Raw genomic sequence first — 23,495 nt, 5'->3', positions numbered from 1 at the left:
GTTCGACTTCTTATTGCTAAGAAATCGTCTTGGTCACTTCACCAGACATTGAAAATCAACAAAATTGTTTGATGTTCGATGCTGTGAGTGCCCACACAGATTGCTTGATTCAAATTGTTAAAGAGCGTCACGCTTGTCGCGCTGAGGAGGCGCATATTACGCTCCTCACTTCGAAAGTCAAGCGGTTGTTTTCGCTTTTCTTTCTGCGCCCACTTCACAAGGAAGCTGGCTCATCAGGTTGGCGTGTTCCGCCGTGCTGGTAGGGGCGCATTATAGGGAACCACGCCGGGATGACAAGAGGAAAACGGTAAAAAAGGGCACTTTTTGCCGTTTAGCGGTTCAAATGCCTATTTATCAAACAAAAAGCCCCGCATCAGCGGGGCTCAAGCCAGCAATAACGCCGGGCTGCTATCTTTTCGACCAGAATTCACGGGCAAAACTGCGCACCTTTTCCCAATCGGTAAACTCGAGATCCTTGCTGGTATCCGTACTGCCGCCGGTCATCTTCATGATCAGCTGAATGATGCGGGTCTGCCACCAGTTATAGCGGGAATATTGCAACGCGCCGGCGAACACTCCCAAGGTTCTCGGCTTCCAGGGGGAGAGGCGCAGGAACTTCTTCATATAGGCATTGGTCTGCGGCGTCTGCTTCTCCGGCTTGCGCGCAGTCAGGTTGACACAGAAGAAGGCCGCATTGGCCACCTCCAGCTGTTCATGATGGGCATGAATAAAGCTGAGCAGGCTGGGATGGAAGTTGCCGTAACGAATGGAGGCACCGATCAATACCTTCTTGAACTTGCTGAGGTTGCACATGGGCAGAGTGTGCAGGTCATGCATCACCACCTCGTAACCCAGCATCTCCTCCAGCATGACATCCACGATTTTCTGTGTTTGCCCATCCCGAGAGGAATAAAGCACCAAAATCTTGTCCATACCTACCTCAACTACGCCAGAATGCGGGGGTAAACAGTACCAGAAGTGTGAAAATTTCCAATCGGCCGAACAACATGGCCAGGATCAGTATCCATTTTGCCACCGCGCTGATACCGGAAAAATTGGAGGCCACATCACCCAGACCCGGCCCCACGTTGGTAAGGGTCGCCGCCACCGCCGAGAAGGCTGTCACCTCGTTCATTCCGGTGGCGATCAATGCCAGCATGAACAACACAAACAAAATGATGTAGGCGGCAAAGAAACCCCACACCGCCTCGACGATCCGATCCGATACCGCCTTGCGCCCCAGTTTGAGGGTATAGACGGCACGCGGGTGCACCAGCCGCTTCAACTCCCGTACTCCCTGCATGAACAGGATCATGAAGCGCATCACCTTGATGCCACCACCGGTACTCCCGGCGCAACCCCCTATAAAGGAGGAGAACATCAGCATCATCGGCAGTATGGCTGGCCAGTCGGCATAACTGGTGGTGCTGTAACCCGTGGTGGTCCCCAGCGATACCGACTGGAACAGGGCATGGTTGAGTGTCTCCTGCCAGTGTTCATAGTGGTTGTGCTGCAGCAACACGGCGGCGCAGAACAGAAAAAGGAACAGCTGAATCCCCAAAAACACCTTCACCTCGGGGTCACGCAGATAGCTCAGCAGGCGTACCGGTGTGTGAGTGAACACCATGAAGTGCAGACCGAAGTTAATGCTGCCGATCAGCAGGAAGCACACAGTGACCAGATTGATGGTCGGGCTGTTGAAGAAGCCGATGCTGTCATCGTGGGTGGAGAAGCCACCGATGGAGAGGCTGGAGAAGGAGTGACAGATGGCGTCGAACAGCGTCATACCGGCCAGCCAGTACGCCAGGATGCAGAGCATGGTCAGCAACAAGTAGATGAACCAGAGCGCCTTGGCCGTCTCGGCGATACGCGGCGTCACCTTGGTATCCTTGACCGGCCCGGGGATCTCGGCGCGGTAGAGCTGCATGCCCCCGATGCCGAGCAGCGGCAGTATGGCGACGGCCAGCACTATGATCCCCATGCCCCCCAGCCATTGAAGCAGTTGGCGGTAGAACAGAAACGCCTTGGGCAGATTGTCCAGCCCGGTCAGCACGGTCGCTCCCGTGGTCGTCAGGCCGGAGAAAGATTCGAAAAAGGCCTCCGAGACCGACATGCTGGGCACATCCCCCAGTAAAAAGGGCACGGCCCCCACACTGCCCAGCACAGTCCAGAACAGCACCACGATAAGGAAGCCCTCTTTCGAGCGCAGCTCCTTCTTGTGGTAGCGGTTGGGAAACCAGAGCAGCACACCAAGCAACAGCGCGATGAGAAAGGAGCTGACGAACTCGGCACCACCACCATCCCGATAGCCAAACGCAACCATGGCAGGCAACAACATGGTCGAGCTGAATAGCGCAACCAACAGGCCAACGATGCGAATAATGCTCAGAATGTGCATTCCGGCTCCCTCTTCAGGCTAAAAGAGCGGTGGATTCTAGCTATCTAAGGAGCGAAGGGATACCCGTCCATGGGTGCGGTCGGTCAATTCCCGATCAACCTGGGCCCAAACAGAGGATTCCCACGCGACCCGCAGGGTAACGCGAGCGCCGTAATCGGCATCCAGCAACTGGCCGTGATGGTAGCCGATCAGCGCCTCCACCACGCCCATATCGGCATAGTCACATTGGATGAGAGAGGGAGTCTGCTGGCGCTTGATCCGGGTCTCGAGCTGCTTGAGCGCAGCCCCCACGCCCCCCCCATAGGCCTTGACCAGACCGCCAGTGCCCAGCAGCACACCGCCGTAGTAACGCACCACCACGGTGGCTATCTCACCCAGTCCGGAGCCCATCAGCTGGGCCAGCATGGGCTTGCCAGCGGTCCCTGAGGGCTCACCATCGTCGCTGAAACCGTAAACCTGACTGTCTTGTGGTGCGCCGGCAACAAAGGCCCAGCAGTGATGCCGGGCCCTGGGGTGTTGCTGCTTTATCTCGTTGACCCACGCCTTGGCGGCCTCAACCGTCGGCGTGTGCGCGAGCAGGGTGATGAAGCGGCTCTTCTTGATCTCTTCACTCACCGCCAGCGGGGCGGCCGGAATGGAGTACGCTGCCGCCATCAGAGCCCTGCTTGTCTGGTCATGTTCTCCACCCCATTGGCGTGCAACACTATGTTGTCCTCAATGCGGATGCCGCCAAACGGACGCAGCGCCTCTACCTTGTTCCAGTTAACCCGCTTGCCCTGCTCGCTCTGACGCAGCGGCGCCAGCAGGCTATCGATGAAGTAGAGGCCCGGCTCTATGGTGAACACCTGGCCCACCTCCATCACCCGAGTACAGCGCAAATAGGGGAACTGCTCGGGAGCAGCCAGGTGTGTGCCGCGCTCGTCCTGCATGAAGCCGCCTGCATCGTGCACCTGAAGACCCAGGAAATGACCCAGACCGTGAGGGAAGAAGACGTTGGTCACCCCGGTGTGGATCATCTCGTCTACCGACATGTCCACCAATTCGATCGTTTGCAGCAAGCGCGCCAGCCTGTGGTGCATCTGCAGATGCAACTCGCTGTAACGCCGACCCGGTTTGATCTCCTCGATGATCTCCTGCTGCTGCGCATCCAGCGCCGCGATCAGATCGGCAAACTCGCCACGGCGCCAGGCCCAGGTACGGGTGATGTCGGAGGCATAACCGTGAAAATCCACCCCGGCATCAATCAAGAAGGAGTGGCGCTCCGCATCCGGCACCCGCAAGGCAGACAAATGGGTGTAGTGAAGAATGGCCGCATTGCGGTTGATGGCGACAATATTGCCGTACGGCGCCTCATTGGCCCCCTGCCCGACCGCCTTCATGTAGGCCAGATTGATCTCAAACTCGCTCGCCCCCGCCATGAAGGAGTCCTTGGCCGCGACATGGCCACGCACCCCGATCCGGTTTGCTTCGCGCAGGCACTCCAGCTCATAAGGAGTCTTGTAAGCTCGGTGATAGTGCAGATAGTTGAGCACGGATTCCGGGTTCGGCTGACCCAGCCCCAGCAACTTGGCCACCTCGAGATGGCCACCCAGATAGGCCCACTCCTGCTTGCCGGCAGGCAGGTGATCGGCAACCTGCTCCGGCCGCGTCAAGAAGTGGATATCGAAGAAGTCGACCCAGAAAGCATTGGGCAAGTCAGCCACCTTGTGCCAGAAATCCACTGGCCGGTAGAACAGCAACACCGGCTTGTTCACGCCATCCACCAGCAACCAGCAGTGGGGGTTGTCCAGCACCGGCAGCCAGGCCTTGAAGTGCGGATTCACCTTGAAGGGGTAATCCTGGTCGTCGAGGAAGATGCGGTGGGTCTGGCCGGAGTGGATGGCCAGGCCGCTGAGCCCCTGCTGTTGCAGTATGTCGCGGGTGCGATGCTGCAAGGTATCTAGGTGCTGGGCAAAAAGTTGGCTGTAGCTGCTCATAGCGTCCTGCTCCGGGAAAAATGTGATTTCAGCATAACATCAAGCGAATCAGGGCTCGAACCGTCAAGCTATCGCTTCGTGAGGTAACGCATACGTTACAAGGCTTTTGTTATGAAACAAAAACCAATCATTAACAAATAAAAAACAATTCAATACACTGCCGGTAGATACATGCAGTCAGGGACTACTCATGCACAACCTTTGCCTGTGGCAACCGGATCAGGAGCGGATTCAACAATCCAACCTCCAGCAGTTTATGGCCGAGGTCAACCGCTTCCATGGCCTGCAGCTGCACAACTATGCCCAGCTCTACCAGTGGTCGGTGGAAAAGACGACCCGCTTCTGGCCGCTGGTGTGGCAACACTGCGGCGTCAAGGGCGAGCTGGGGGACATAGTGGCAGAAAACCGCCAGGATATGCAGCGCACCCGCTGGTTCCCCGATAGCCGCCTCAACTTCGCCGAAAACCTGCTGCGCCGTCAGGACGAGAGCCCGGCCATTATCTCCCGCATTGAAGGCAGCCCAAGCCGCACCCTGAGCTGGCATGAGCTGGCGGATCAGGTGGCCAGGCTGGCCCAGTGGCTGCGCAGCCAGGGCATAAGCAGTGGCGACATGGTCGCCGCCTACCTGCCTAATATCCCCGAAACCGTAGTAGCCATGCTGGCAACCACCAGCCTGGGCGCTATCTGGACCTCCACCAGCCCCGACTTTGGGGAAGCCAGCGTGGTGGAGCGCTTCGGCCAGACCCGGCCCAGGGTATTGTTTGCGGTGGACGGCTATCGCTACAACGGCAAGGCCATCGACATCCAGGCCAAGGTGGCCGGCGTAGTCAGCCAGATCGACAGCATAGAGCAGACGGTGATGATCCCGCTGCTCGGCAATCCCCTGCAGCTTGGTCACGACTGGCAGCACGTGCTGGCGAGCCAGCCGGATGCTGTCCTTCGCTTCGAGCCCATGGGCTTCAACGATCCGCTCTATATCCTCTACTCGTCCGGCACCACAGGCAAGCCCAAGTGCATAGTGCACGGCATAGGCGGCACCCTGCTGCAACATCTCAAAGAGCATCAACTGCACTGCGACACCAAGCCGGGGGAGCGGATCTTCTACTTCACCACCTGCGGCTGGATGATGTGGAACTGGCTGGTGAGCGCGCTCGCCTCCGGCGCCACACTGGTGCTCTATGACGGCTCCCCCTTCTATCCGGACGGCAACGTGCTGTGGGATCTGGCGCGCGACGAGCAGGTCAGCTTGTTCGGCACCTCGGCCAAGTATCTGGATGCGCTGCACAAGCAGGGCTATGCCCCCATCAACACCCACGACTTGCCACAGCTGCGGCTGATCTGCAGTACCGGATCCGTGCTGTCGCCTGAGGGGTTTGACTACGTCTACCAGCAGATCAAAACAAATGTACAACTGAGCTCCATCTCCGGCGGCACCGACATCTGCTCCTGCTTCGTCATCGGCAACCCGCTCAGCCCTGTTTACCGTGGCGAGAGTCAGGGGCGTGGCCTCGGTCTCGCGGTACAGGTGTTCAACGAAGCGGGCCAGCCGGTACAGGGCGAAAAGGGCGAGCTGGTCTGCACCAAGCCGTTCCCGGCCCAGCCCATCGCCTTCTGGGGGGACGACAGCGGCGACAAATACCACGCCGCCTACTTCGAGCGATTCGACAACATCTGGTGCCACGGCGACTGGATCGAGCTGACCCCGACCGGCGGCATCCTGTTCTATGGCCGCTCTGACGCCACCCTGAACCCGGGGGGCGTGCGCATCGGCACCAGCGAGATCTACCGCTACGTCGAACAGCTCGACGAAGTGGAAGAGAGCATCGTAATCGGCCAACAGTGGCAGCAGGACGAGCGGGTGGTGCTGTTCGTCAAGCTCAAGGCGGGCTGCAAGCTGGACGAGCCGCTGCGCGAGCGGATCCGCCAGCAGATCAAACGACACTGTACCGCCCGCCACGTGCCCGCCCGCATCCTGCAGGTGGATGCCATTCCCCGTACCAAGTCCGGCAAAATCGTCGAACTGGCGGTGCGGGAAGTGGTGCACAACAGGCCCGTCAACAACACCCATGCCCTCGCCGATCCCGAGGTGCTGAGCCAGTATCGCGACCGGCCCGAACTAGCCTGTTGATAAAAACCTCATATCCATTGGAGGCGCCGCAAGGCGCCTCTCTTTTGCCCGTTTTGTGATGAGGAGCTTTTACTCGAGAACTGTTAAACAAATGTTTTAAATAGGTGTTGAAAATGTCTCCTTTTGGATCAATAGTGAGCCTCGCCCCCTGCTGGGGATAAAGGAGCAACACCCCCCACCGAGTGGGAACAAGGAGACACTCTCATGATCTACCAAGGCGAAACCCTGTCGGTCAGCTACCTCGAAAGCGGCATTGCCGAACTGAGGTTTGATGCCCCGGGTTCAGTCAACAAGCTGGATCGCGCTACCCTGCTCTCACTGAGCGAAGCGATCGCCGCATTACAGCAACAAGCCGATTTGAAGGGTCTGATCCTCACCTCCGGCAAAGACGCCTTTATCGTCGGCGCCGATATTACCGAATTCCTGGAACTGTTCGATCTGCCGCAAGAAGATCTGCTCGGCTGGCTGAAAAAGGCCAACGACATCTTCAACGCCATCGAAGATCTGCCGGTGCCGACCCTCTCTGCCATCAAGGGCCACGCCCTGGGCGGCGGCTGCGAGACCATCCTCTCCACCGATTTCCGTCTGGCTGACACCAGCGCCAAGATTGGCCTGCCCGAGACCAAACTCGGCATCATGCCGGGCTTTGGCGGCACCGTCCGTCTGCCGCGGGTGATCGGTGCCGACAACGCGCTGGAGTGGATCACCACCGGCAAGGATTACCGTGCCGATGACGCCCTCAAAGTGGGCGCCATCGATGCCGTGGTCGCACCGGACGCGCTGCACAGCGCCGCGCTGCAGATGATGAAAGACGCCATCGCGGGCAAGCTGGACTGGCAAAGCCGTCGCGCCGCCAAAAAAGCCCCGCTGCGCCTCTCCAAACTGGAAGCCATGATGAGCTTCAGCACCGCTGCGGGCATGGTTGCCGCCGTGGCGGGCAAGCACTATCCAGCCCCCATGACTGCGGTGAAAACCGTCGAAGCCGCCGCCGGCATGAGCCGCGATGAGGCGCTCATTGTCGAGGCACAAGGCTTTATCAAGCTGGCCAAGACCGACGTGGCCAAGGCGCTGGTCGGTATCTTCTTGAACGATCAGCACATCAAGGCGCTGGCCAAGAAGGCGGCCAAGCAAGCAGCTAAGGCCACTCGCCACGCCGCCGTGCTGGGCGCCGGCATCATGGGGGGCGGCATCGCTTACCAGTCTGCCAGCAAGGGCATTCCGGCGGTGATGAAGGATATCAACGAGAAGGCACTGGCACTGGGCATGGGCGAAGCCACCAAGCTGCTCAACGGCCAGCTCGAAAAGGGCCGCATCGACGGCATCAAGATGGGCCAGGTACTCTCTGCCATCACCCCGACCCTGAGCTATGACAACGTCAAGCATGTGGATCTAGTGGTCGAAGCCGTGGTCGAGAACCCCAAGGTGAAGGCCGCCGTGCTGGGCGAAGTGGAAGGGATCATTGGCGAAGACGCCGTGCTCGCCAGCAACACCTCCACCATTCCCATCTCCCTGCTGGCCAAGGGGCTGAAGCGCCCGCAGAACTTCTGCGGCATGCACTTCTTCAACCCGGTGCACCGCATGCCTCTGGTGGAGATCATCCGCGGCGAGCAGACCTCCGATGAAACCATCAACCGCGTGGTGGCGTATGCCGCCGCCATGGGCAAGTCCCCGGTAGTGGTCAACGACTGCCCGGGCTTCTTCGTCAACCGGGTGCTGTTCCCCTACTTCTTCGGCTTCAACAAGCTGGTTGCCGATGGCGCCGACTTCGCCGCCGTCGACAAGGTGATGGAGAAGGAGTTCGGCTGGCCCATGGGCCCCGCCTACCTGCTGGACGTGGTCGGCATCGACACCGGTCACCATGCCGGTGACGTCATGGCGCAAGGCTTCCCGGCGCGCATGAGCAAGGCTGGCCGCACCGCCATCGACGTGATGTATGACGCCAGCCGCTTCGGTCAGAAGAATGGCAAGGGTTTCTACGCCTACGAGCAGGACAAGAAGGGCAAGCCGAAGAAGGTGGCCGATGTGGCCGCTTACGAGCTGCTGGCACCGATTGCCAAGCCGAAGCAGGATTTCGACAAGGAAGCCATCATAGCCCGCATGATGATCCCGATGATCAACGAGGTGGTGCTCTGTCTGGAAGAGGGCATTGTCGCCACGCCAGCCGAAGCCGACATCGCGCTGGTCTACGGTCTGGGCTTCCCTCCCTTCCGTGGTGGCGTGTTCCGCTATCTGGACACCATAGGTCTGGATCGCTACGTGGCCATGGCCGACCAGTATGCCGATTTGGGCCCGCTCTACCGCGTCAGCGACAAGCTGCGTGACATGGCCGCCCTGGGCAAAACCTTCTACTGATTGCGGAAAGGAGATCCATTCATGAAAGACGTAGTCATTGTCGACTGTATCCGGACCCCCATGGGCCGGTCCAAGGGCGGCGCCTTCCGCAACGTGCGTGCAGAAGATCTGTCCGCGCACCTGATGAGCTCCATCCTGCTGCGCAACCCCAACCTCGACCCGAACGAGATCGAGGATATCTACTGGGGCTGCGTGCAGCAGACCCTGGAGCAAGGCTTCAACATCGCCCGTAACGCCGCGCTGCTGGCTGGTATTCCGAAACAGGTGGGGGCCGTCACCGTCAACCGCCTGTGCGGCTCAAGCATGCAGGCGCTGCATGACGCCTCCCGCGCCATTCAGGTAGGTGATGGGGATATCTTCATCATCGGCGGTGTCGAGCACATGGGCCACGTGCCCATGAGCCACGGCGTCGACTTCCACCCGGGCATGGCCAAGTCGGTGGCGAAAGCCTCCGGCATGATGGGGCTGACCGCCGAGATGCTGGGCAAGCTGCACGGCATCAGCCGTCAGCAGCAGGACGAGTTTGCCGCCCGCTCCCACCGCCGCGCCTATGCCGCGACCGTGGAAGGGCGCTTCGCCAGAGAGATCGTCGGTCTGGAAGGGCATGACGCCAGCGGCGCCCGCTTCTTCTACGACTACGACGAAGTGATCCGCCCGGAGACCACGGTCGACACCCTGAGCCAGCTGCGCCCGGTGTTCGACCCGGTCAACGGCACCGTGACCGCCGGTACCTCCTCGGCCCTGTCCGACGGCGCCGCCGCCATGCTGGTGATGAGTGCGGATCGCGCCAAGGCCCTCGGCCTCACGCCCCGCGCCAAGGTGCGCGCCATGGCCATCGCCGGCTGCGATGCCGCCATCATGGGTTACGGCCCGGTGCCGGCCACCCAGAAAGCACTCAAACGTGCCGGTCTGACTGTCGGTGATATCGATCTGTTCGAGCTGAACGAGGCCTTTGCCGCCCAGTCACTGCCTTGCGTCAAGGACCTGGGGCTGCTGGACGTAGCGGAAGAGAAGGTAAACCTGAACGGCGGCGCCATTGCGCTGGGCCACCCGCTCGGCTGCTCCGGTGCGCGCATCTCCACGACTCTCATCAATCTGATGGAGGAGAAAGATGCCACCCTGGGGGTTGCCACCATGTGTATCGGTCTGGGTCAGGGCATCGCCACCGTATTCGAACGGGTGTGATGTAAACGGCTCGCCCTCACCGCGACAGTGAGGGCGAGCCAGAATGCTCTCTTTTGGGGCCGACCTTACTGGCCCGTCATTGAGTCTGTTGAGATCGCCACACGGGGTGATCTCCTGTCGTCGGAATCTGCGTGTTGGCCGTCCCGTTTGGGTCGGCCTTTTTTATTTAAATGGCGCTATATGGGCGGATAATGCCCATAACCTCACATTAGATGGGGGGCTTGCTTGCTTTTTGCTCCCCCGACAGGTTCAATCTGCACAAAAAAATGGGTGGATGCACATACATATGTCAACGAGCAAACAACTGCTGATCGTCGACGACGACCAAGAGATCCGCGAGCTGCTCAATGAATACCTGACCAGGGCGGGTTTCCAGGTATTAACAGCGGCGGAAGGAAACGAAATGCGCCAGCAGCTCGCCCTGCACAACCCGGACCTGATTATTCTCGATATCATGATGCCAGGTGACGACGGCTTTACCCTCTGCCAACAGATACGTCGCGATTCCCAGGTACCCATCATCATGCTGACCGCTGCCTCCGATGAGGCGGACAGGGTGATCGGCCTCGAACTCGGCGCCGACGACTATATCGCCAAGCCATTCAGCCCGCGCGAGCTGCAGGCTCGCATCAAGGCGCTGCTGCGCCGCGCCGAATTCCGCCAGCCGGAAAAAGAGAAAGAACCGAGCCGCCGGCTGCGTTTTGCCGAGTGGACCCTGGACACCCTGAGCCACCAGCTGACCCACGACGATGGCAGCCTGCTGGATCTCTCCGGCAGCGATGCCCTGCTGCTCGGCATGTTCCTGCAACAGCCGGGTGTGGTACTGGATCGCGATACCATCTCCGATGCCACCCGCGGCCGCGAAAGCCTGCCGATGGAACGCGGCATAGACGTGCAGATCAGCCGTCTGCGTCAGAAGCTGGGTGACAACGGCAAGAGTCCGCGCATCATCAAAACCATCCGCGGCAGTGGCTATATGCTGATCGCAGAAGTGCACGAGATCCCATGAAGGGCAAAAAGGTAGCAACGACATGCTGATCGGCACAAGGCGCGAGATCCCATGAGCAGCGGTTGGTTCTGGCGGACGCTGGTCCCCCGCTCCCTGTTGTCGCGAATGCTGCTGCTGTTGCTGCTCGCCATCCTGCTCTCCCAGACCATTCTGACCGGCATCTGGATGCAACAGATCCAGAAACGGGAGCTGGAGGGGATGATCAGCACCACCCGCAACCTGGCGCTGTCGGCCGCCTCTACCGTCAACTTCTTCAAGTCGCTGCCGCTGCAGTACCGCCACATCGCACTGGATCAGCTGCGTAACATGGGGGGCAGTCGCTTCTTCGTGTCACTCAACGAGGAAGAGATCCACATCAGCGCCATCCCCGACAGTGAGCGCAAAACGCTGGTGCTGAAAGAGGTGCAGGGGGTGCTGACCCGCAAGCTCTCCGATGCCATGGCCATCAAGGTGGACTTCTCCCGCCCGGAAGAGCTGCACGTCTTCAACAACGACACCCTGCTGGCGGATCTGCCCTCCTCCTGGGCCCGCTATACGCTGTCGCTGGAGCCGCTCAACCCGCCCGTGCTGGTGACCCAGATCGAGATAGAGCCCGGTGAGTGGCTCTATCTGGCGGCTCTGCTGCCCGCCCCCTACATGACCCTCGACGATACCGTCATGCCGAGCAATCAGGTGCGTTTCATCGCCCTGATGACGGTGTTCCTCTGTTTTTTCACCTTCATGCTGGTGCGCTGGCAGACCCGCCCGCTGCGCCGCCTCGCCAAGGCCGCCGTTAATCTCGGCAAGGATATCGACCAGCCCTCCCTCAAGGAGGAGGGCGCCTCCGAAATCGTGGCGGCCACTCGCGCCTTCAACATCATGCAACACCGCATCCGCCGCTATATCGATGATAGAGAGCGGCTGTTCAGCTCCATCTCCCACGATCTCAAGACCCCCATCACCCGGCTGCGGCTGCGGGTCGAACTGCTCGATGACGAGGTGCAGATCAGCAAGTTCAACAAGGATCTCGACGAGCTGGAGCTGATGGTAAAAGGGGCGCTGCAGACGGTAAAAGAGACAGATATCCACGAGAACATCGAAGAGATTGATATCAATGCCCTGCTGGAGCAGATGGCCGAGTCGATGAACCTGCACGACGAGCGACTGACTATCGAGGGGCACTGCAAGTGGCCCTACCGCGGCAAGTTGCTGGCCCTCAAGCGCTGTATCGGCAATCTGGTGGACAACGGCATCAAGTACGGCCAAAAGGTGCGCATCATCCTCATGGACGACGAAGAGATGCTGATCCTGTTCATCATGGATGAGGGGCCAGGCCTGCCGGACGATCAGTTCGAGCGCATCTTCGAGCCTTATTACCGGCTCAGCACGGATCTGGCCGGTTCCGGCCTTGGTCTGGGCATAGCCCGCAACATAGCCCACGCCCACGGCGGCGATCTGGTGCTGGAAAATCGCCCGCAAGGTGGCCTGCAAGCCACGCTATCTCTACCAAGGCAGTAACCTTATGAAGTGGTTGTCTTTTTCTGTCATCGCCCTGTTATCACTACCGGTGAGCGCCTCCCAAGTGGAGGTGCTGCACTGGTGGACATCCGGCGGCGAAGCCAACGCGGTGGAAGTGCTCAAATCGGAGTGGACCGAGCAAGGCAACCAATGGAACGACTTCGCAGTGCAGGGCGGCGGCGGCAAGAGCGCCATGACGGTATTGAAAAGCCGGGCGCTGGCAGCCAATCCGCCGGAGGCGGCACACCTCAAGGGCTATGAGCTGAGGGAGTGGGCCGGGCTCGGCTTCCTGCGCGACCTCAGCCCCATGGCCGAACACCTCGGCTGGTACACCAAAATGCCCGCCATGGTGCGGGAAACCCTCAGCCAGAATGGCGCCCTGATGGCGGTGCCCACCGGTATCCACCGGGTCAACTGGCTGTGGCTCAACCGCAAGTTGTTCGACGAGCAGGGGCTGACGCCGCCCACCGACTGGAACCAGTTCGTGGCCGTGGCCGAACGGCTCAAGGCGCACAACATCACACCGCTCGCCATCGGTAACGAGCCCTGGCAACTGGCGGTATTGTTCGAAACGGTGGCGCTGGGCGAGGGCGGCAAAGAGTTCTATCGCAAGGCGTTTCTCGAACAAGACAGCGCGACCCTGACCGGTCCCGACATGGTGCGAGTGCTGACTCGCTTCCAGCAACTGCGCGCCTACGTGCCGCAAAAATACGCCGGTTTGAAATGGCATCAGGCCACCAATCTGCTGGAGAGCGGTGGCGCTGCCATGCAGGTGATGGGTGACTGGGTGAAGGGAGAGCTGAGCGCAGGCAACTACCGGCCGGGTGAGGTTATCGCCTGCCTGCCGAGCCCGGGCAGTGCCGGGCTGTTTAGCTATAACCTGGACTCCATCGCCATGTTCAAACAGCGGGATCCCGCCCAGCTACAGGCGCAGGGCGATCTGGCTCAGCTACTGATGACGCCGAAATTTCAGGAGGCGTTCAACCGGGTGAAAGGCTCGATCCCGGCGCTGACCAACCCTGATATGAGCAAGTTCGACCGCTGCGCCGTTCACTCTTATCAGGATTTCCTGCTCGCGGAAAAACAGGGCAACCTGCTGCCCAGCATGGCGGAAGGAATGGCAACGCCGACCAATATGCGCCAGGCAATCCTCGATGTGCTGAGCAACTTCTTCAACGACCCCAACGCCAATCCGGAGCAGACGGCGCTACGTCTGGAGCGGGCCATGCGCTCGACCCGCTAGTCCCTTTCCCAACGGCCAGACACGACAAAGGCGGATGATGCATCCGCCTTTGTCGTTGTGGGAGAAATCCGGGAGCTAAGTGTTGTCGTTCTCGTCCTCATCTTCGTCGTAGTAATCGCTGAGCTCGATCCAGAGCCCCAGTCCGATCATCACCATGGAACCGAACCAGGTACCAGTGTTACCGATCGGGCTGCCCATTACTATCATGGCGAAAGCCAAGAACCCCATGCCTGCGTAGGCTTGCAATCTGCCGTAGGAGACCTGCATATTCACACCTCCTTGTCGAATATGGTTCAATTTTTATATTACTCACAAGACGGGGACTAGATAGGGCCAGATAACACTTTGGTTACATATGCTGCTTCCTGACCCGGTTATTTGATTATTTTTTCGCCGTGAGTATCATTGGCAGCTGAATTGGTTGAAGGTTAATTATTGATGAGTGCTTTATTCTGCGACGCAACCCATGTGTTGGACGCAATCGGGCTTCGTTGCCCCGAGCCCGTGACGATAGCGCGCAAGAAAGTGCGGCTGAAGGTTGATTATTAATGACTACTTTATTCTGCGATGCGACTCACGAGTTGGACGCAATCGGGCTTCGTTGCCCCGAGCCTGTGATGATGGTGCGTAAAAAAGTGCGGCTGATGGCACAAGGGGAAACCCTGCTGGTCAGCGCCGACGATCCCTCAACCACCCGCGACATCCCCAGTTTCTGCCGCTTCATGGATCACACCCTGATCGCCAGCGAGACAGAGCAGACCCCCTACCGCTATCTGATCCGCAAGGGTCAATAAGCCCAGTTTCGGAGCAAACATGACAGCCATTACCCGAGTCGGCACCACCCAGCGTTGGTCAGACGTGGTCATTCACAACGGCACCCTCTATGTGGTGGAAGTCCCCGTGAGCGAAGAGGCCGACATTCACCAGCAGACCCGCGAAGTGCTGACCAGCCTGCAGCGCCTGCTGGAAACCAATGGCTCCGGGGTCGACAAGATCCTGATGGCCAACATCTATCTCAAGGACATTGCGGACATCACCGCCTTCAACGAGCAGTGGGATACCTGGATCCCGGAGGGTACCGCACCGGTTCGCGCCTGCGTGCAGGCCCGCCTCGCCCACGAAGGCTACAAGGTCGAAGTGCAGCTGACTGCGGCCGTCTAAACCGCGCGATGCAATACCGTGACCGATGGCTGAGGGAGTTGCGAGATCCGGGTCTGTTCCTTCTCCCGCAAGGGGAGAAGGAAGCAAAGAACAGGGCGCCACTGCTCGCAACGGCAGCAATAAAAAGGCCCCGCCATCACTGGCGGGGCCTTTTCGTTACCGAAACCTGGACGACTTAAGCAGTCGGGGTCAGGGTAATGGTCACGCGACGGTTCTGGGCCTTGCCAGCAGCAGTGCTGTTGGTGGCAACCGGCTGATCCGGGCCCACACCTGTGGTAGTGATACGGCTGCCGCTCACACCCTGACCAATCAGCTGCGCAGCAACGGCGTCGGCGCGCTGGGCGGAGAGCCTCATGTTCAGATCGCGGGAGCCTGTGCTGTCGGTGTGACCAACCACGTTCAGGCGGGTCTTGTTGAACTCGGCAACCACCATGGCCACGCCGGACAGAGTATTGGCACCAGCCGCTTTCAGCTGGGCGCTGGAGCTGTCGAAGGTGACGTTATTCGGCATGTTGAGGATCAACTCGTCGCCATTGCGGGTCACGCTGACGCCAGTGCCCTGCAACTTCTCGCGCAGCTTGGCTTCCTGCACATCCATGTAGTAACCGATACCACCACCTAGGGCGGCACCGGCGGCCACACCAGTCAGAATCCCCTTCTTGCGATCACCCTTGCTGGAGGAGAGCGCCCCCACGGCGGCGCCCGTCGCAGCGCCAGCCAGCGCCCCCCAGGCACCCTTGGAGGTCTGGGATTCACCGGTATAGGGATTGGTAGTACAACCGGTCAGGGCAAGGGTCAGGGCGACAGCGGGAACCAGAGTCTTGAAATGCATGAAAAAAACCTCAAAAACAACGCGATAAATTAAAGGGCGGCATTCTACCCCAGAGGTGTGCCAAGGTGTGACGTCAGAAGCAAGAGAGTCACCCAAGGCAGAAAAAAGCAGTATCGACCATTGAACTGGATCGCCCCTGAACCAGCGGGAAAAACCCGATAAAGACACCGGAGTTGTGATGAAAGGCAGGCCGTAGTGTGGCTCCATTGACTACTATTGAACCCACTATCAATAAGGCATCAGAGGGTTCCATGTCTTCACTGCTTCGAAATCTTTCGATCCGGCATCTGCTGCTGGGAGAGAGTCTCATCATCTTGCTGACCATGGTGCTGAGCAACATCTGGCGCAGTACCCTGACCAGCCAGCTCGGCCTGTTACCGGGGGAAGTCATCAAGATCACCAATGTCCAGATAGCGCTGCAGGAGCTGCGCTATCACACCACCCAGGTACAACAATTCCTCACCGATGCGGCCGTGTCCGGGGAGCAAAACTCCATCAGTGAAGCAGAACAGCATGCACAGGCAGCTCGTCAGCAGCTCGACACCCTGCCCCAGCTGCAAAGCATTCTGTCACCCCAACTGGCGCGCCAGCTGGAAGTGGGCAAGCGGATGGTCGATGCCTACCTCAAAGAGGGACGCGAAGCGGGCAACCGCCTGATGAAGGAACCGGAGCAGGGGTTCGATGCCTTGACCGGCAACATCGCCAGCACGGTCGAACAGGCGCTCGAGCAGCAGCGGCAACAACTACAGCAGCAGGAGCTGGCTATCGAAAACCAGAACCATGCCCTGCAGAGTCAGGACATGACACTGCTGGCCGTCAGCCTGGCCGTTATCCTGCTGATGCTGCTGCTGATCCACCTCAAAACCGTCAAACCACTGCAGCAGTTGATGACACAGCTGGTCGAGCTGGCCAATCGCAGCCACAACCTCACCTTCCGGTTGCACATTCAGGGGCAGGACGAATTTGCCTATCTGGCCAGGGTGTTCAACCGCTTCCTCGACAATATCGACGGCCTGGTTGGCTCGGTGCAGCAGGTTTCCCACAAGACCCATGAAAAGATGGCACTGCTGATGGATCACTCCGGCAGCACCTTCAACAGCATGCAGCAGGCCCAGCAAAACACCGACATGCTGGCGACGGCCATCAACGAAATGACCGCAACCGTCCACAACATCGAGCACAACACCGAGCAGGCCAGTCAGGATACCCTGCTCACCCAACAGCAAGCCCACGATGGCCAGCAACAGGTGAGCCAGACCATCGCCCTCATCCGTCAGGTCGCCGACCATATCGAGCAATCCGCCGGTGAAGTAACCCTGCTGGATCAGGAGAGCACCCAGATAGGCAACATACTGCAGGTCATTCGCACCATCTCGGAACAGACCAACCTGCTGGCACTAAACGCCGCCATCGAGGCAGCCCGTGCCGGCGAGCAGGGGCGCGGCTTTGCGGTCGTGGCTGACGAGGTACGCCAGCTGGCTATCCGTACCCAGGCGGCTACCGTCGATATCCAGCAGCGGATCGAGGCGCTGCAGAACAATACCCGCCACGCGGTCAACACCATGCATACCACCCGCAATGTGAGCGAACAGGCGGTCAATCAGGCGGCCGGCACCGGTGAGACGCTGAACGCCATCGTCGAGGCAATCACCCGGGTTGCCGATATGAACGGCCAGATCGCCACCGCAGCAGAACAGCAGGCCAAGGTGACCGAAGAGACCAACCGCAACGTCATGCTGGTCGCCAACATCGCCCGCGAATGTCTGGACCTCTCGCACGAGAGCCGCACCCATACCCGGGATCTTAACCAAGCGAACGAGGAGATTCGTCTTGTCAGCGATCAGTTCGAGGTCAGCTCGAGCCCCCTCAATGGTCGCGAGCACGACCCGCAGCACTGGAACGACTCCTTCATGGTCAATGTGCCGAGCGTGGATCGCCAACATCAGGGGCTGTTCGAGGCAATGAACCGCTTCTACCACGCCATCCGTGACAACAGCTCACCCCAGCAGTGCAAACAGCGGCTGGACGAACTGCTCAAGCTGGCAACCCAGCACGTTGCCGAGGAGCAGAAAAGCATGGAGCAGGCCTGCTATCCCGAGCTGCAACGCCACAAGCAGTAGCCAGTAGCATGTCAGGCTGTTGGCCACGCGGGGAGCCCGGATCCGCCGCCAAGGTGGCGACGAACAGGAGCGCAACATGGAGCTGATCATCTTCCTCAAGAACGGGCTGCTCGATCGCATCTTCAGGGTGGGCACGCAGGAGAGCGCCTGCACGATCAAGGCGGGGATGGCGTAAGCGCCCCCTCACCACGCTAGCGGCGTCAGCCAATGCCAGTCAGCAATGGACTGGCATTTTTGTTGGCGGGATTAATGGGGGGAGTGCTGGCACTCGACATGGCAAGGACAGCTGACCAGATGATCGTTCACCATCCCCACGGCCTGCATAAAGGCGTAACAGATGGTGCTGCCGACGAAGTTGAAGCCGAGCTTCTTGAGCGCCTTCGCCATGGCATCCGACTCCTTTGATGTGGCCGGAATATCGCCGTTACCCTGACGCTGGTTGACCATGGGAGCACCACCGACAAAGCCCCACAGGTAATCGGCAAAGTCGACGCCTTCGGCCTCCAGCGCCAGATAGGCGCGGGCATTTCTGATGATCGACTGCACCTTGAGCCGGTTGCGGATAATGCCGGTGTCCTGCATCAATCTCTCCACATCCTGCTCGTCGAACCGGGCGATCAGCACAGGATCAAAGTCGGCATAGGCGCGGTAGTAGCTCGCGGTGCGCTTCAAGATGGTGATCCACGACAGCCCCGCCTGCTGGCCATCGAGGCAAAGCTTGGCAAACAGCTCGCGGGCGTCATACACCGGCCTACCCCACTGTTTGTCATGATATTCAATGTATTCCGGGTCTTTGGTCACCCAGGCGCAGCGCAGTTCCATTTCCTCTCCCTCGTGATTTCAGCGGTTTCCCTGACCCTGCCCACTCAGCAGGCGGCATCGCTCACATCATATACCGGACATCCCGCCCGACCAGCCAGGGCGCAGCGCAATCCCTGAATCCGCTGCAATTTCGCCTATTATCCGACCATGCCAGACGGTATACTCCCTCGGTTCACATTCAGCAAATCTTGCTCTGATTTTCATTTCGCGCGAAAAAAATTATGCAAAAATTCGATGTCAAAACCTTTCAGGGCCTGATCCTGCAGCTGCAGGACTACTGGTCCCGCCAGGGCTGTACCATTATTCAGCCGCTGGACATGGAAGTGGGTGCCGGTACTTCCCACCCCATGACCTGTCTGCGCGCTCTGGGCCCGGAGCCCATCGCCTGCGCTTACGTGCAACCGTCCCGCCGTCCGACCGACGGCCGCTACGGTGAAAACCCGAACCGCCTGCAGCACTACTACCAGTTCCAGGTGATCATCAAGCCTTCCCCCGACAACATTCAGGAACTCTATCTGGGCTCCCTGAAAGAGCTGGGTATGGATCCCGAGATCCACGACATCCGCTTCGTGGAAGACAACTGGGAAAACCCGACCCTGGGTGCCTGGGGTCTGGGTTGGGAAGTATGGCTCAACGGCATGGAAGTGACCCAGTTCACCTACTTCCAGCAGGTTGGCGGCCTCGAGTGCAAGCCGGTTACTGGCGAGATCACCTACGGTCTCGAGCGTCTGGCCATGTACATTCAGGGCGTAGACAGCGTCTACGATCTGGTCTGGTCTGATGGCCCGCTGGGCAAGACCACCTATGGCGACGTGTTCCACCAGAACGAAGTGGAGCAATCCACCTACAACTTCGAACACGCCGATGTAGATTTCCTGTTCCACTGCTTCGAGCAGTACGAGAAGGAAGCCCAGCACCTGCTGGCACTGGAAAAACCGCTGCCGCTGCCCGCTTACGAGCGCATCCTCAAGGCCGCTCACTCCTTCAACCTGCTGGATGCCCGCAAGGCCATCTCGGTCACCGAGCGTCAGCGCTACATATTGCGCATTCGCACCCTGACCAAGGCCGTGGCCGAGGCATACTACGCCTCCCGCGAAGCGCTGGGCTTCCCTATGTGTCAGCGCAGTGAGAACAAGCAAGGTTAAGGAACGGACATGGCACAACATACATTTCTGGTAGAGATCGGTACGGCTGAGCTGCCGCCCAAAGCCCTGCGCTCCCTGGCCGAAGCCTTTGAAGGCAACCTCAAAAGCGAACTGACCAAGGCCGATCTGGCCTTCGCCGGTGTCGAGTGGTTTGCCTCACCGCGCCGTCTGGCACTCAAGGTGCGCGAGCTGGCTGGCGAGCAGCCGAGCAAGAGCGTCGAGAAGCGCGGCCCGGCCGTCTCTCAGGCGTTCGATGCCGAAGGCAAGCCGACCAAGGCTGCCGAAGGCTGGGCCCGTGGCAACGGCATCACAGTTGCTCAAGCCGAGCGTCTGGTCACCGACAAGGGTGAGTGGCTGGTTCACACCGCCAAGGTCGAAGGCCGTCCGGCTAAAGAATTGCTGGGTGAGCTGGTTGCTGCTGCACTGGCCAAGCTGCCCATCCCGAAAATGATGCGCTGGGGCGACAAGACCATCCAGTTCGTGCGTCCGGTGTTCACCGTGACCCTGCTGCTGGATGGCGAGCTGGTTCCCGCCACCATTCTGGGTATCGACTCTGCCCGCACCATCCGCGGTCACCGCTTTATGGGCGAGAGCGAATTCGCCATCGACAACGCCAGCCAGTACCCGCAGATCCTGCTGGAAAAAGGCAAGGTAGTGGCCGACTTTATGGTGCGCAAGGCCAAGATCAAGGCTGACGCCGAAGCGGCCGCTGCCGCCTTCGGTGGCGTTGCCGATCTGGACGACGCCCTGCTGGAAGAAGTGACTGCACTGGTCGAGTGGCCGGTGGTGCTGACTGCCAACTTCGAAGAGAAGTTCCTGGCCGTTCCGGCTGAAGCGCTGGTTCACACCATGAAGGGTGACCAGAAGTACTTCCCGGTCTACGACAAGAACGGCAAGCTGCTGCCGAAGTTCATCTTCGTCACCAACATCGAGTCCAAAGACCCGAGCCAGATCATCAGCGGCAACGAGAAGGTGGTTCGCCCCCGTCTCTCTGACGCCGAGTTCTTCTTCAAGACCGACCTCAAGCAGACCCTGGCCTCCCGCCTGCCGCGCCTTGAAACCGTGCTGTTCCAGCAACAGCTCGGCACAGTCAAGGCCAAGGTCGAGCGCATCGAGACCGTCGCCGGCTTTATCGCCGAGCGTATCGGCGCCGATGTGACTCAGGCCAAGCGTGCCGGTCTGCTCTCCAAGTGTGATCTCATGACCAACATGGTCGGCGAGTTCGCCAGCACCCAGGGTGTCATGGGGATGCACTACGCCCGTCACGATGGCGAAGACGAAGTGGTGGCCGTGGCCCTCAACGAGCAGTACATGCCGCGCTTCGCCGGTGATGCCCTGCCGTCCGCTCTGGAAGCCTGTGCCGTCGCGCTGGCCGACAAGTTCGACACCCTGGCCGGTATCTTCGGCATCGGCATGCTGCCCAAAGGTGACAAGGACCCGTTCGCCCTGCGTCGCGCCGCCATCGGCGCCCTGCGCATCATGACCGAGAAGCAGCTGGACTTGGATCTGGTTGAACTGGTTGAAGAAGCGGTACGCGTCTACGGCGACAAGCTGACCAACCAAACCGTCGTTACCGACGTGGTCGACTTTATGCTAGGCCGCTTCCGTGCCGCCTATCAAGACGAAGGCATAGGTGCCGACGTGGTGCTGGCCGTACTGGCCCGCCGCCCGACCCGTCCGCTCGACTTCGATCGCCGCGTCAAGGCCGTCAGCCACTTCCGCACTCTGGATGCCGCACTGGCTCTGGCTGCCGCCAACAAGCGCGTGAGCAACATTCTGGCCAAGGTCGAAGGCGAATTGCCGACTGCCGTCAAACCGGAACTGCTGGTCGATGCCGCCGAGAAGGCGCTGGCCACCCAGGTTGCTGCCCTGCAAGGCGAACTGGCCCCGCTGTTCGCGGCCGGTGACTATCAGGCTGCCCTCACCCGTCTGGCCGCCCTGCGCGAGCCGGTCGATACCTTCTTCAACGAAGTCATGGTGATGGCCGACGACGAAGCCCTCAAGGCCAACCGTCTGGCGCTGCTGAACAACCTGCGCAACCTGTTCCTGCAAGTCGCGGATATCTCCCTGCTGCAGTAACCAATGTTGGGTTGATTGATATAAAAAGCGGCGCCGTAGGGCGCCGCTTTTTCAAGACCCACATAAAATGTGCTGCACCTTATTAATTATTTATAAGGAGTAACAAATGAAATATTTCTTTGTTTACCTGTGTTTATTAAAAGCATTAAAAAAACCTGCACCCAGTCTTATCCCTCGAAGTGGTGAAGAAGGAGAATTAGTAAACTGTTATTCATGTAATATTACACTAGATAATGGCTCTATCTTTTGGGTAGAATCCATTGACAAAAGTACAGCTAATGGGTACGTAATTGAAAAAGAAACCAGAATAAAAACATATAAAAACTTACCATTAAACACGATAAACCTATCCCAACTAAAAATAAAAAAATACAAAGGTTTTTATGAGCACATGTTCATCAATGGTTATGATTTTATACTAAAAGACATAACGCGATATATTGAAGTAGAGTTCTTTATTATAAAAACCATTCACAATATCAAACAGTTTATTTTCAATAAAACACCGCTTCAAAAGAGCAAAAGAACTGATGTATTGAAAATACTCATCGAGAAATACTCTACAAAAAACGTTGAGTTCAATATTGTGTCACTCATGATGCATATACACTCGAGCAAATATTTCAATCATCCTGACAAAGATACTGCGACATCATTATTGAAGCTATATCTCAACTCATTCGTTGAGTCTGGCGAAATTATAAAAACAAAAGGGATAGACTATAAACTAACTGGAAAAGCCATTGTAACGTTAGAAAACTATGAAAATGAAGAGAGAAAGCATCAAGAAAACTTAAGACTCCAACGAATTATTACACTTGCCACTATCATTATGGCATTACTTGCAGCGATTCAGGCTGATTTGATAAAAATGCCTACTCTCTTTGACTTGACATAACAAAGCTGGGACACCCACCTGTACCCAGCTTTGACAACTCACTCCCCCTCCACTTTCCTTAAACCGGGAGCCCCGAGGAGAGAGCCGCCATGACCATCGCCCGTTCACGCCAGATCAGCCTCGCAGATACGCCTTACTACCACGTGGTCAGCCGCTGCGTTCGGCGTGCTTTTCTCTGTGGCCAGGATGATCATTCCGGCCAAAGCTACGAGCACAGACGCCAATGGGTGGCCGACAAACTGGACCAGCTGTCGCAGGTCTTTGCCATCGGTGTCTGCGCCTATGCAGTGATGAGCAATCACTATCATCTGGTACTCAAGGTGCAGGCCCATATTGCCCATGAATGGAGTGAACGAGAGGTGGCTGAACGCTGGTTCCGTCTGTTTCAGTGGCCCTTGCTGGTGCGTCGTTGGTATCAGGGAGATGAACTGATAGAACCCGAGCTGGACGTTGTGCATCAGCTGATAGCTCAGTGGCGGGAACGCCTCTATTCCATCAGCTGGCTGGTGCGCTTGCTGAACGAGTGTAAGCGCCCCTGAATCAGCACCTGTTTTTACTGAGATCACCTCGGCACACTGAAACCCATCGTATCTACGTTGGGATTTCCGCTATGACCACTCAAGAACGCGTTGATTTTTGGCAGCGCCAGA

Annotated in this window: 19 protein-coding genes and 1 pseudogene; 13 read left to right on the top strand and 7 right to left on the bottom strand. The window is 58.7% G+C overall.

What is annotated here, in order from left to right; translation table 11 throughout:
- Nucleotides 1–408: 408 nt before the first annotated feature.
- Genes hemG through pepQ form a run of 4 tightly spaced genes read right to left on the bottom strand, consistent with a single transcriptional unit; the run spans nt 409 to nt 4,374 of the window.
- Nucleotides 409–933: a menaquinone-dependent protoporphyrinogen IX dehydrogenase gene (gene hemG, locus GWQ22_RS17245; RefSeq protein WP_108536600.1), complete on the bottom strand. Its 525-nt coding sequence runs from the start codon at nt 931–933 to the stop codon at nt 409–411.
- A 7-nt stretch (nt 934–940) separates the two neighbouring features.
- Nucleotides 941–2,398, bottom strand: coding sequence for a TrkH family potassium uptake protein (locus GWQ22_RS17240; protein ID WP_042036114.1), 1,458 nt, complete (start codon nt 2,396–2,398; stop codon nt 941–943).
- Nucleotides 2,399–2,434: 36 nt separating this feature from the next.
- Complete coding sequence (locus GWQ22_RS17235) at nt 2,435–3,052, bottom strand: IMPACT family protein (protein WP_275931065.1); 618 nt, start codon at nt 3,050–3,052, stop codon at nt 2,435–2,437.
- Complete coding sequence (gene pepQ, locus GWQ22_RS17230) at nt 3,052–4,374, bottom strand: Xaa-Pro dipeptidase (protein ID WP_275931064.1); 1,323 nt, start codon at nt 4,372–4,374, stop codon at nt 3,052–3,054. Before pepQ ends, GWQ22_RS17235 begins: the two co-directional genes overlap by 1 nt.
- A 190-nt stretch (nt 4,375–4,564) precedes the next feature.
- Here pepQ and GWQ22_RS17225 point away from each other — a divergent pair, with 190 nt between their 5' ends.
- The 6 genes from GWQ22_RS17225 to GWQ22_RS17200 all read left to right on the top strand — a co-directional run bounded on the left by GWQ22_RS17225 (nt 4,565) and on the right by GWQ22_RS17200 (nt 13,788).
- Nucleotides 4,565–6,502, top strand: a complete 1,938-nt coding sequence (locus GWQ22_RS17225; RefSeq protein WP_275931063.1) for an acetoacetate--CoA ligase — start codon at nt 4,565–4,567, stop codon at nt 6,500–6,502.
- A 204-nt stretch (nt 6,503–6,706) separates the two neighbouring features.
- Nucleotides 6,707–8,854 (top strand): fatty acid oxidation complex subunit alpha FadB, encoded by a 2,148-nt coding sequence (fadB, locus tag GWQ22_RS17220; protein WP_275931062.1) that lies wholly within the window; start codon nt 6,707–6,709, stop codon nt 8,852–8,854.
- Complete coding sequence (gene fadA / locus GWQ22_RS17215) at nt 8,855–10,039, top strand: acetyl-CoA C-acyltransferase FadA (protein ID WP_209418497.1); 1,185 nt, start codon at nt 8,855–8,857, stop codon at nt 10,037–10,039.
- 286 nt (nt 10,040–10,325) lie between these two features.
- Nucleotides 10,326–11,048: a response regulator transcription factor gene (locus tag GWQ22_RS17210; protein ID WP_181364720.1), complete on the top strand. Its 723-nt coding sequence runs from the start codon at nt 10,326–10,328 to the stop codon at nt 11,046–11,048.
- 51 nt (nt 11,049–11,099) lie between these two features.
- Nucleotides 11,100–12,545 carry an ATP-binding protein gene (locus tag GWQ22_RS17205; protein ID WP_042036106.1) on the top strand — a complete coding sequence of 482 codons (1,446 nt, stop codon included), beginning with the start codon at nt 11,100–11,102 and terminating at the stop codon, nt 12,543–12,545.
- 4 nt (nt 12,546–12,549) lie between these two features.
- On the top strand, nt 12,550–13,788 hold the full coding sequence (locus GWQ22_RS17200; RefSeq protein WP_042036105.1) for an ABC transporter substrate-binding protein: 1,239 nt from the start codon (nt 12,550–12,552) through the stop codon (nt 13,786–13,788).
- A gap of 75 nt (nt 13,789–13,863) precedes the next feature.
- Here GWQ22_RS17200 and GWQ22_RS17195 read toward each other — a convergent pair whose 3' ends face one another.
- On the bottom strand, nt 13,864–14,055 hold the full coding sequence (locus GWQ22_RS17195) for a hypothetical protein (RefSeq protein WP_042036104.1): 192 nt from the start codon (nt 14,053–14,055) through the stop codon (nt 13,864–13,866).
- Nucleotides 14,056–14,336: 281 nt separating this feature from the next.
- Between GWQ22_RS17195 and tusA the strand changes: the two genes are divergently transcribed.
- Both tusA and GWQ22_RS17180 read left to right on the top strand, forming a co-directional pair.
- The gene (gene tusA / locus GWQ22_RS17185; RefSeq protein WP_042036101.1) at nt 14,337–14,582 is read left to right on the top strand and encodes a sulfurtransferase TusA; all 246 of its coding nucleotides are present in this window, start codon (nt 14,337–14,339) and stop codon (nt 14,580–14,582) included.
- Between the two features lie 19 nt (nt 14,583–14,601).
- A complete protein-coding gene (locus tag GWQ22_RS17180) occupies nt 14,602–14,949 on the top strand; it encodes a RidA family protein (protein WP_275931061.1) in 348 nt (115 codons plus the stop codon).
- A 175-nt stretch (nt 14,950–15,124) separates the two neighbouring features.
- Here GWQ22_RS17180 and GWQ22_RS17175 read toward each other — a convergent pair whose 3' ends face one another.
- On the bottom strand, nt 15,125–15,781 hold the full coding sequence (locus GWQ22_RS17175) for an OmpA family lipoprotein (RefSeq protein WP_108536592.1): 657 nt from the start codon (nt 15,779–15,781) through the stop codon (nt 15,125–15,127).
- 251 nt (nt 15,782–16,032) lie between these two features.
- Between GWQ22_RS17175 and GWQ22_RS17170 the strand changes: the two genes are divergently transcribed.
- Nucleotides 16,033–17,901: a methyl-accepting chemotaxis protein gene (locus GWQ22_RS17170; RefSeq protein WP_275931060.1), complete on the top strand. Its 1,869-nt coding sequence runs from the start codon at nt 16,033–16,035 to the stop codon at nt 17,899–17,901.
- Nucleotides 17,902–18,147: 246 nt separating this feature from the next.
- Here GWQ22_RS17170 and GWQ22_RS17165 read toward each other — a convergent pair whose 3' ends face one another.
- Entirely contained in the window at nt 18,148–18,723 is a 576-nt protein-coding gene (locus GWQ22_RS17165; protein WP_275931059.1) for a DNA-3-methyladenine glycosylase I, read from the bottom strand.
- A 221-nt stretch (nt 18,724–18,944) separates the two neighbouring features.
- Here GWQ22_RS17165 and glyQ point away from each other — a divergent pair, with 221 nt between their 5' ends.
- From glyQ to GWQ22_RS17145, 4 genes and pseudogenes are all read left to right on the top strand, one after another.
- Nucleotides 18,945–19,868, top strand: a complete 924-nt coding sequence (gene glyQ / locus GWQ22_RS17160) for a glycine--tRNA ligase subunit alpha (protein WP_033135886.1) — start codon at nt 18,945–18,947, stop codon at nt 19,866–19,868.
- Nucleotides 19,869–19,877: 9 nt separating this feature from the next.
- The gene (gene glyS, locus GWQ22_RS17155; protein WP_275931058.1) at nt 19,878–21,947 is read left to right on the top strand and encodes a glycine--tRNA ligase subunit beta; all 2,070 of its coding nucleotides are present in this window, start codon (nt 19,878–19,880) and stop codon (nt 21,945–21,947) included.
- Nucleotides 21,948–22,053: 106 nt separating this feature from the next.
- A complete protein-coding gene (locus tag GWQ22_RS17150; RefSeq protein ID WP_275931057.1) occupies nt 22,054–22,845 on the top strand; it encodes a hypothetical protein in 792 nt (263 codons plus the stop codon).
- An 89-nt stretch (nt 22,846–22,934) separates the two neighbouring features.
- Nucleotides 22,935–23,369 (top strand): annotated as a pseudogene (locus tag GWQ22_RS17145) (alpha-amylase family glycosyl hydrolase); the annotation flags it as partial.
- Nucleotides 23,370–23,495 lie beyond the last annotated feature (126 nt).

This window comes from Aeromonas sp. 1HA1, from assembly GCF_029237385.1.
GTDB classification, from domain to species: Bacteria; Pseudomonadota; Gammaproteobacteria; order Enterobacterales; family Aeromonadaceae; genus Aeromonas; species Aeromonas popoffii.
The sequence above is the reverse complement of the archived record's forward strand: the minus strand, read 5'-3'. Positions and strand labels throughout refer to the sequence as shown.

Coding starts and splice junctions, on each gene's coding strand:
- hemG (WP_108536600.1), bottom strand. CDS start 933: ATGGACAAGATTTTGGTGCTTTATTCCTCTCGGGATGGGCAAACACAG.
- GWQ22_RS17240 (WP_042036114.1), bottom strand. CDS start 2,398: ATGCACATTCTGAGCATTATTCGCATCGTTGGCCTGTTGGTTGCGCTA.
- GWQ22_RS17235 (WP_275931065.1), bottom strand. CDS start 3,052: ATGGCGGCAGCGTACTCCATTCCGGCCGCCCCGCTGGCGGTGAGTGAA.
- pepQ (WP_275931064.1), bottom strand. CDS start 4,374: ATGAGCAGCTACAGCCAACTTTTTGCCCAGCACCTAGATACCTTGCAG.
- GWQ22_RS17225 (WP_275931063.1), top strand. CDS start 4,565: ATGCACAACCTTTGCCTGTGGCAACCGGATCAGGAGCGGATTCAACAA.
- fadB (WP_275931062.1), top strand. CDS start 6,707: ATGATCTACCAAGGCGAAACCCTGTCGGTCAGCTACCTCGAAAGCGGC.
- GWQ22_RS17210 (WP_181364720.1), top strand. CDS start 10,326: ATGTCAACGAGCAAACAACTGCTGATCGTCGACGACGACCAAGAGATC.
- GWQ22_RS17205 (WP_042036106.1), top strand. CDS start 11,100: ATGAGCAGCGGTTGGTTCTGGCGGACGCTGGTCCCCCGCTCCCTGTTG.
- GWQ22_RS17200 (WP_042036105.1), top strand. CDS start 12,550: ATGAAGTGGTTGTCTTTTTCTGTCATCGCCCTGTTATCACTACCGGTG.
- GWQ22_RS17195 (WP_042036104.1), bottom strand. CDS start 14,055: ATGCAGGTCTCCTACGGCAGATTGCAAGCCTACGCAGGCATGGGGTTC.
- tusA (WP_042036101.1), top strand. CDS start 14,337: ATGACTACTTTATTCTGCGATGCGACTCACGAGTTGGACGCAATCGGG.
- GWQ22_RS17180 (WP_275931061.1), top strand. CDS start 14,602: ATGACAGCCATTACCCGAGTCGGCACCACCCAGCGTTGGTCAGACGTG.
- GWQ22_RS17175 (WP_108536592.1), bottom strand. CDS start 15,781: ATGCATTTCAAGACTCTGGTTCCCGCTGTCGCCCTGACCCTTGCCCTG.
- GWQ22_RS17170 (WP_275931060.1), top strand. CDS start 16,033: ATGTCTTCACTGCTTCGAAATCTTTCGATCCGGCATCTGCTGCTGGGA.
- GWQ22_RS17165 (WP_275931059.1), bottom strand. CDS start 18,723: ATGGAACTGCGCTGCGCCTGGGTGACCAAAGACCCGGAATACATTGAA.
- glyQ (WP_033135886.1), top strand. CDS start 18,945: ATGCAAAAATTCGATGTCAAAACCTTTCAGGGCCTGATCCTGCAGCTG.
- glyS (WP_275931058.1), top strand. CDS start 19,878: ATGGCACAACATACATTTCTGGTAGAGATCGGTACGGCTGAGCTGCCG.
- GWQ22_RS17150 (WP_275931057.1), top strand. CDS start 22,054: ATGAAATATTTCTTTGTTTACCTGTGTTTATTAAAAGCATTAAAAAAA.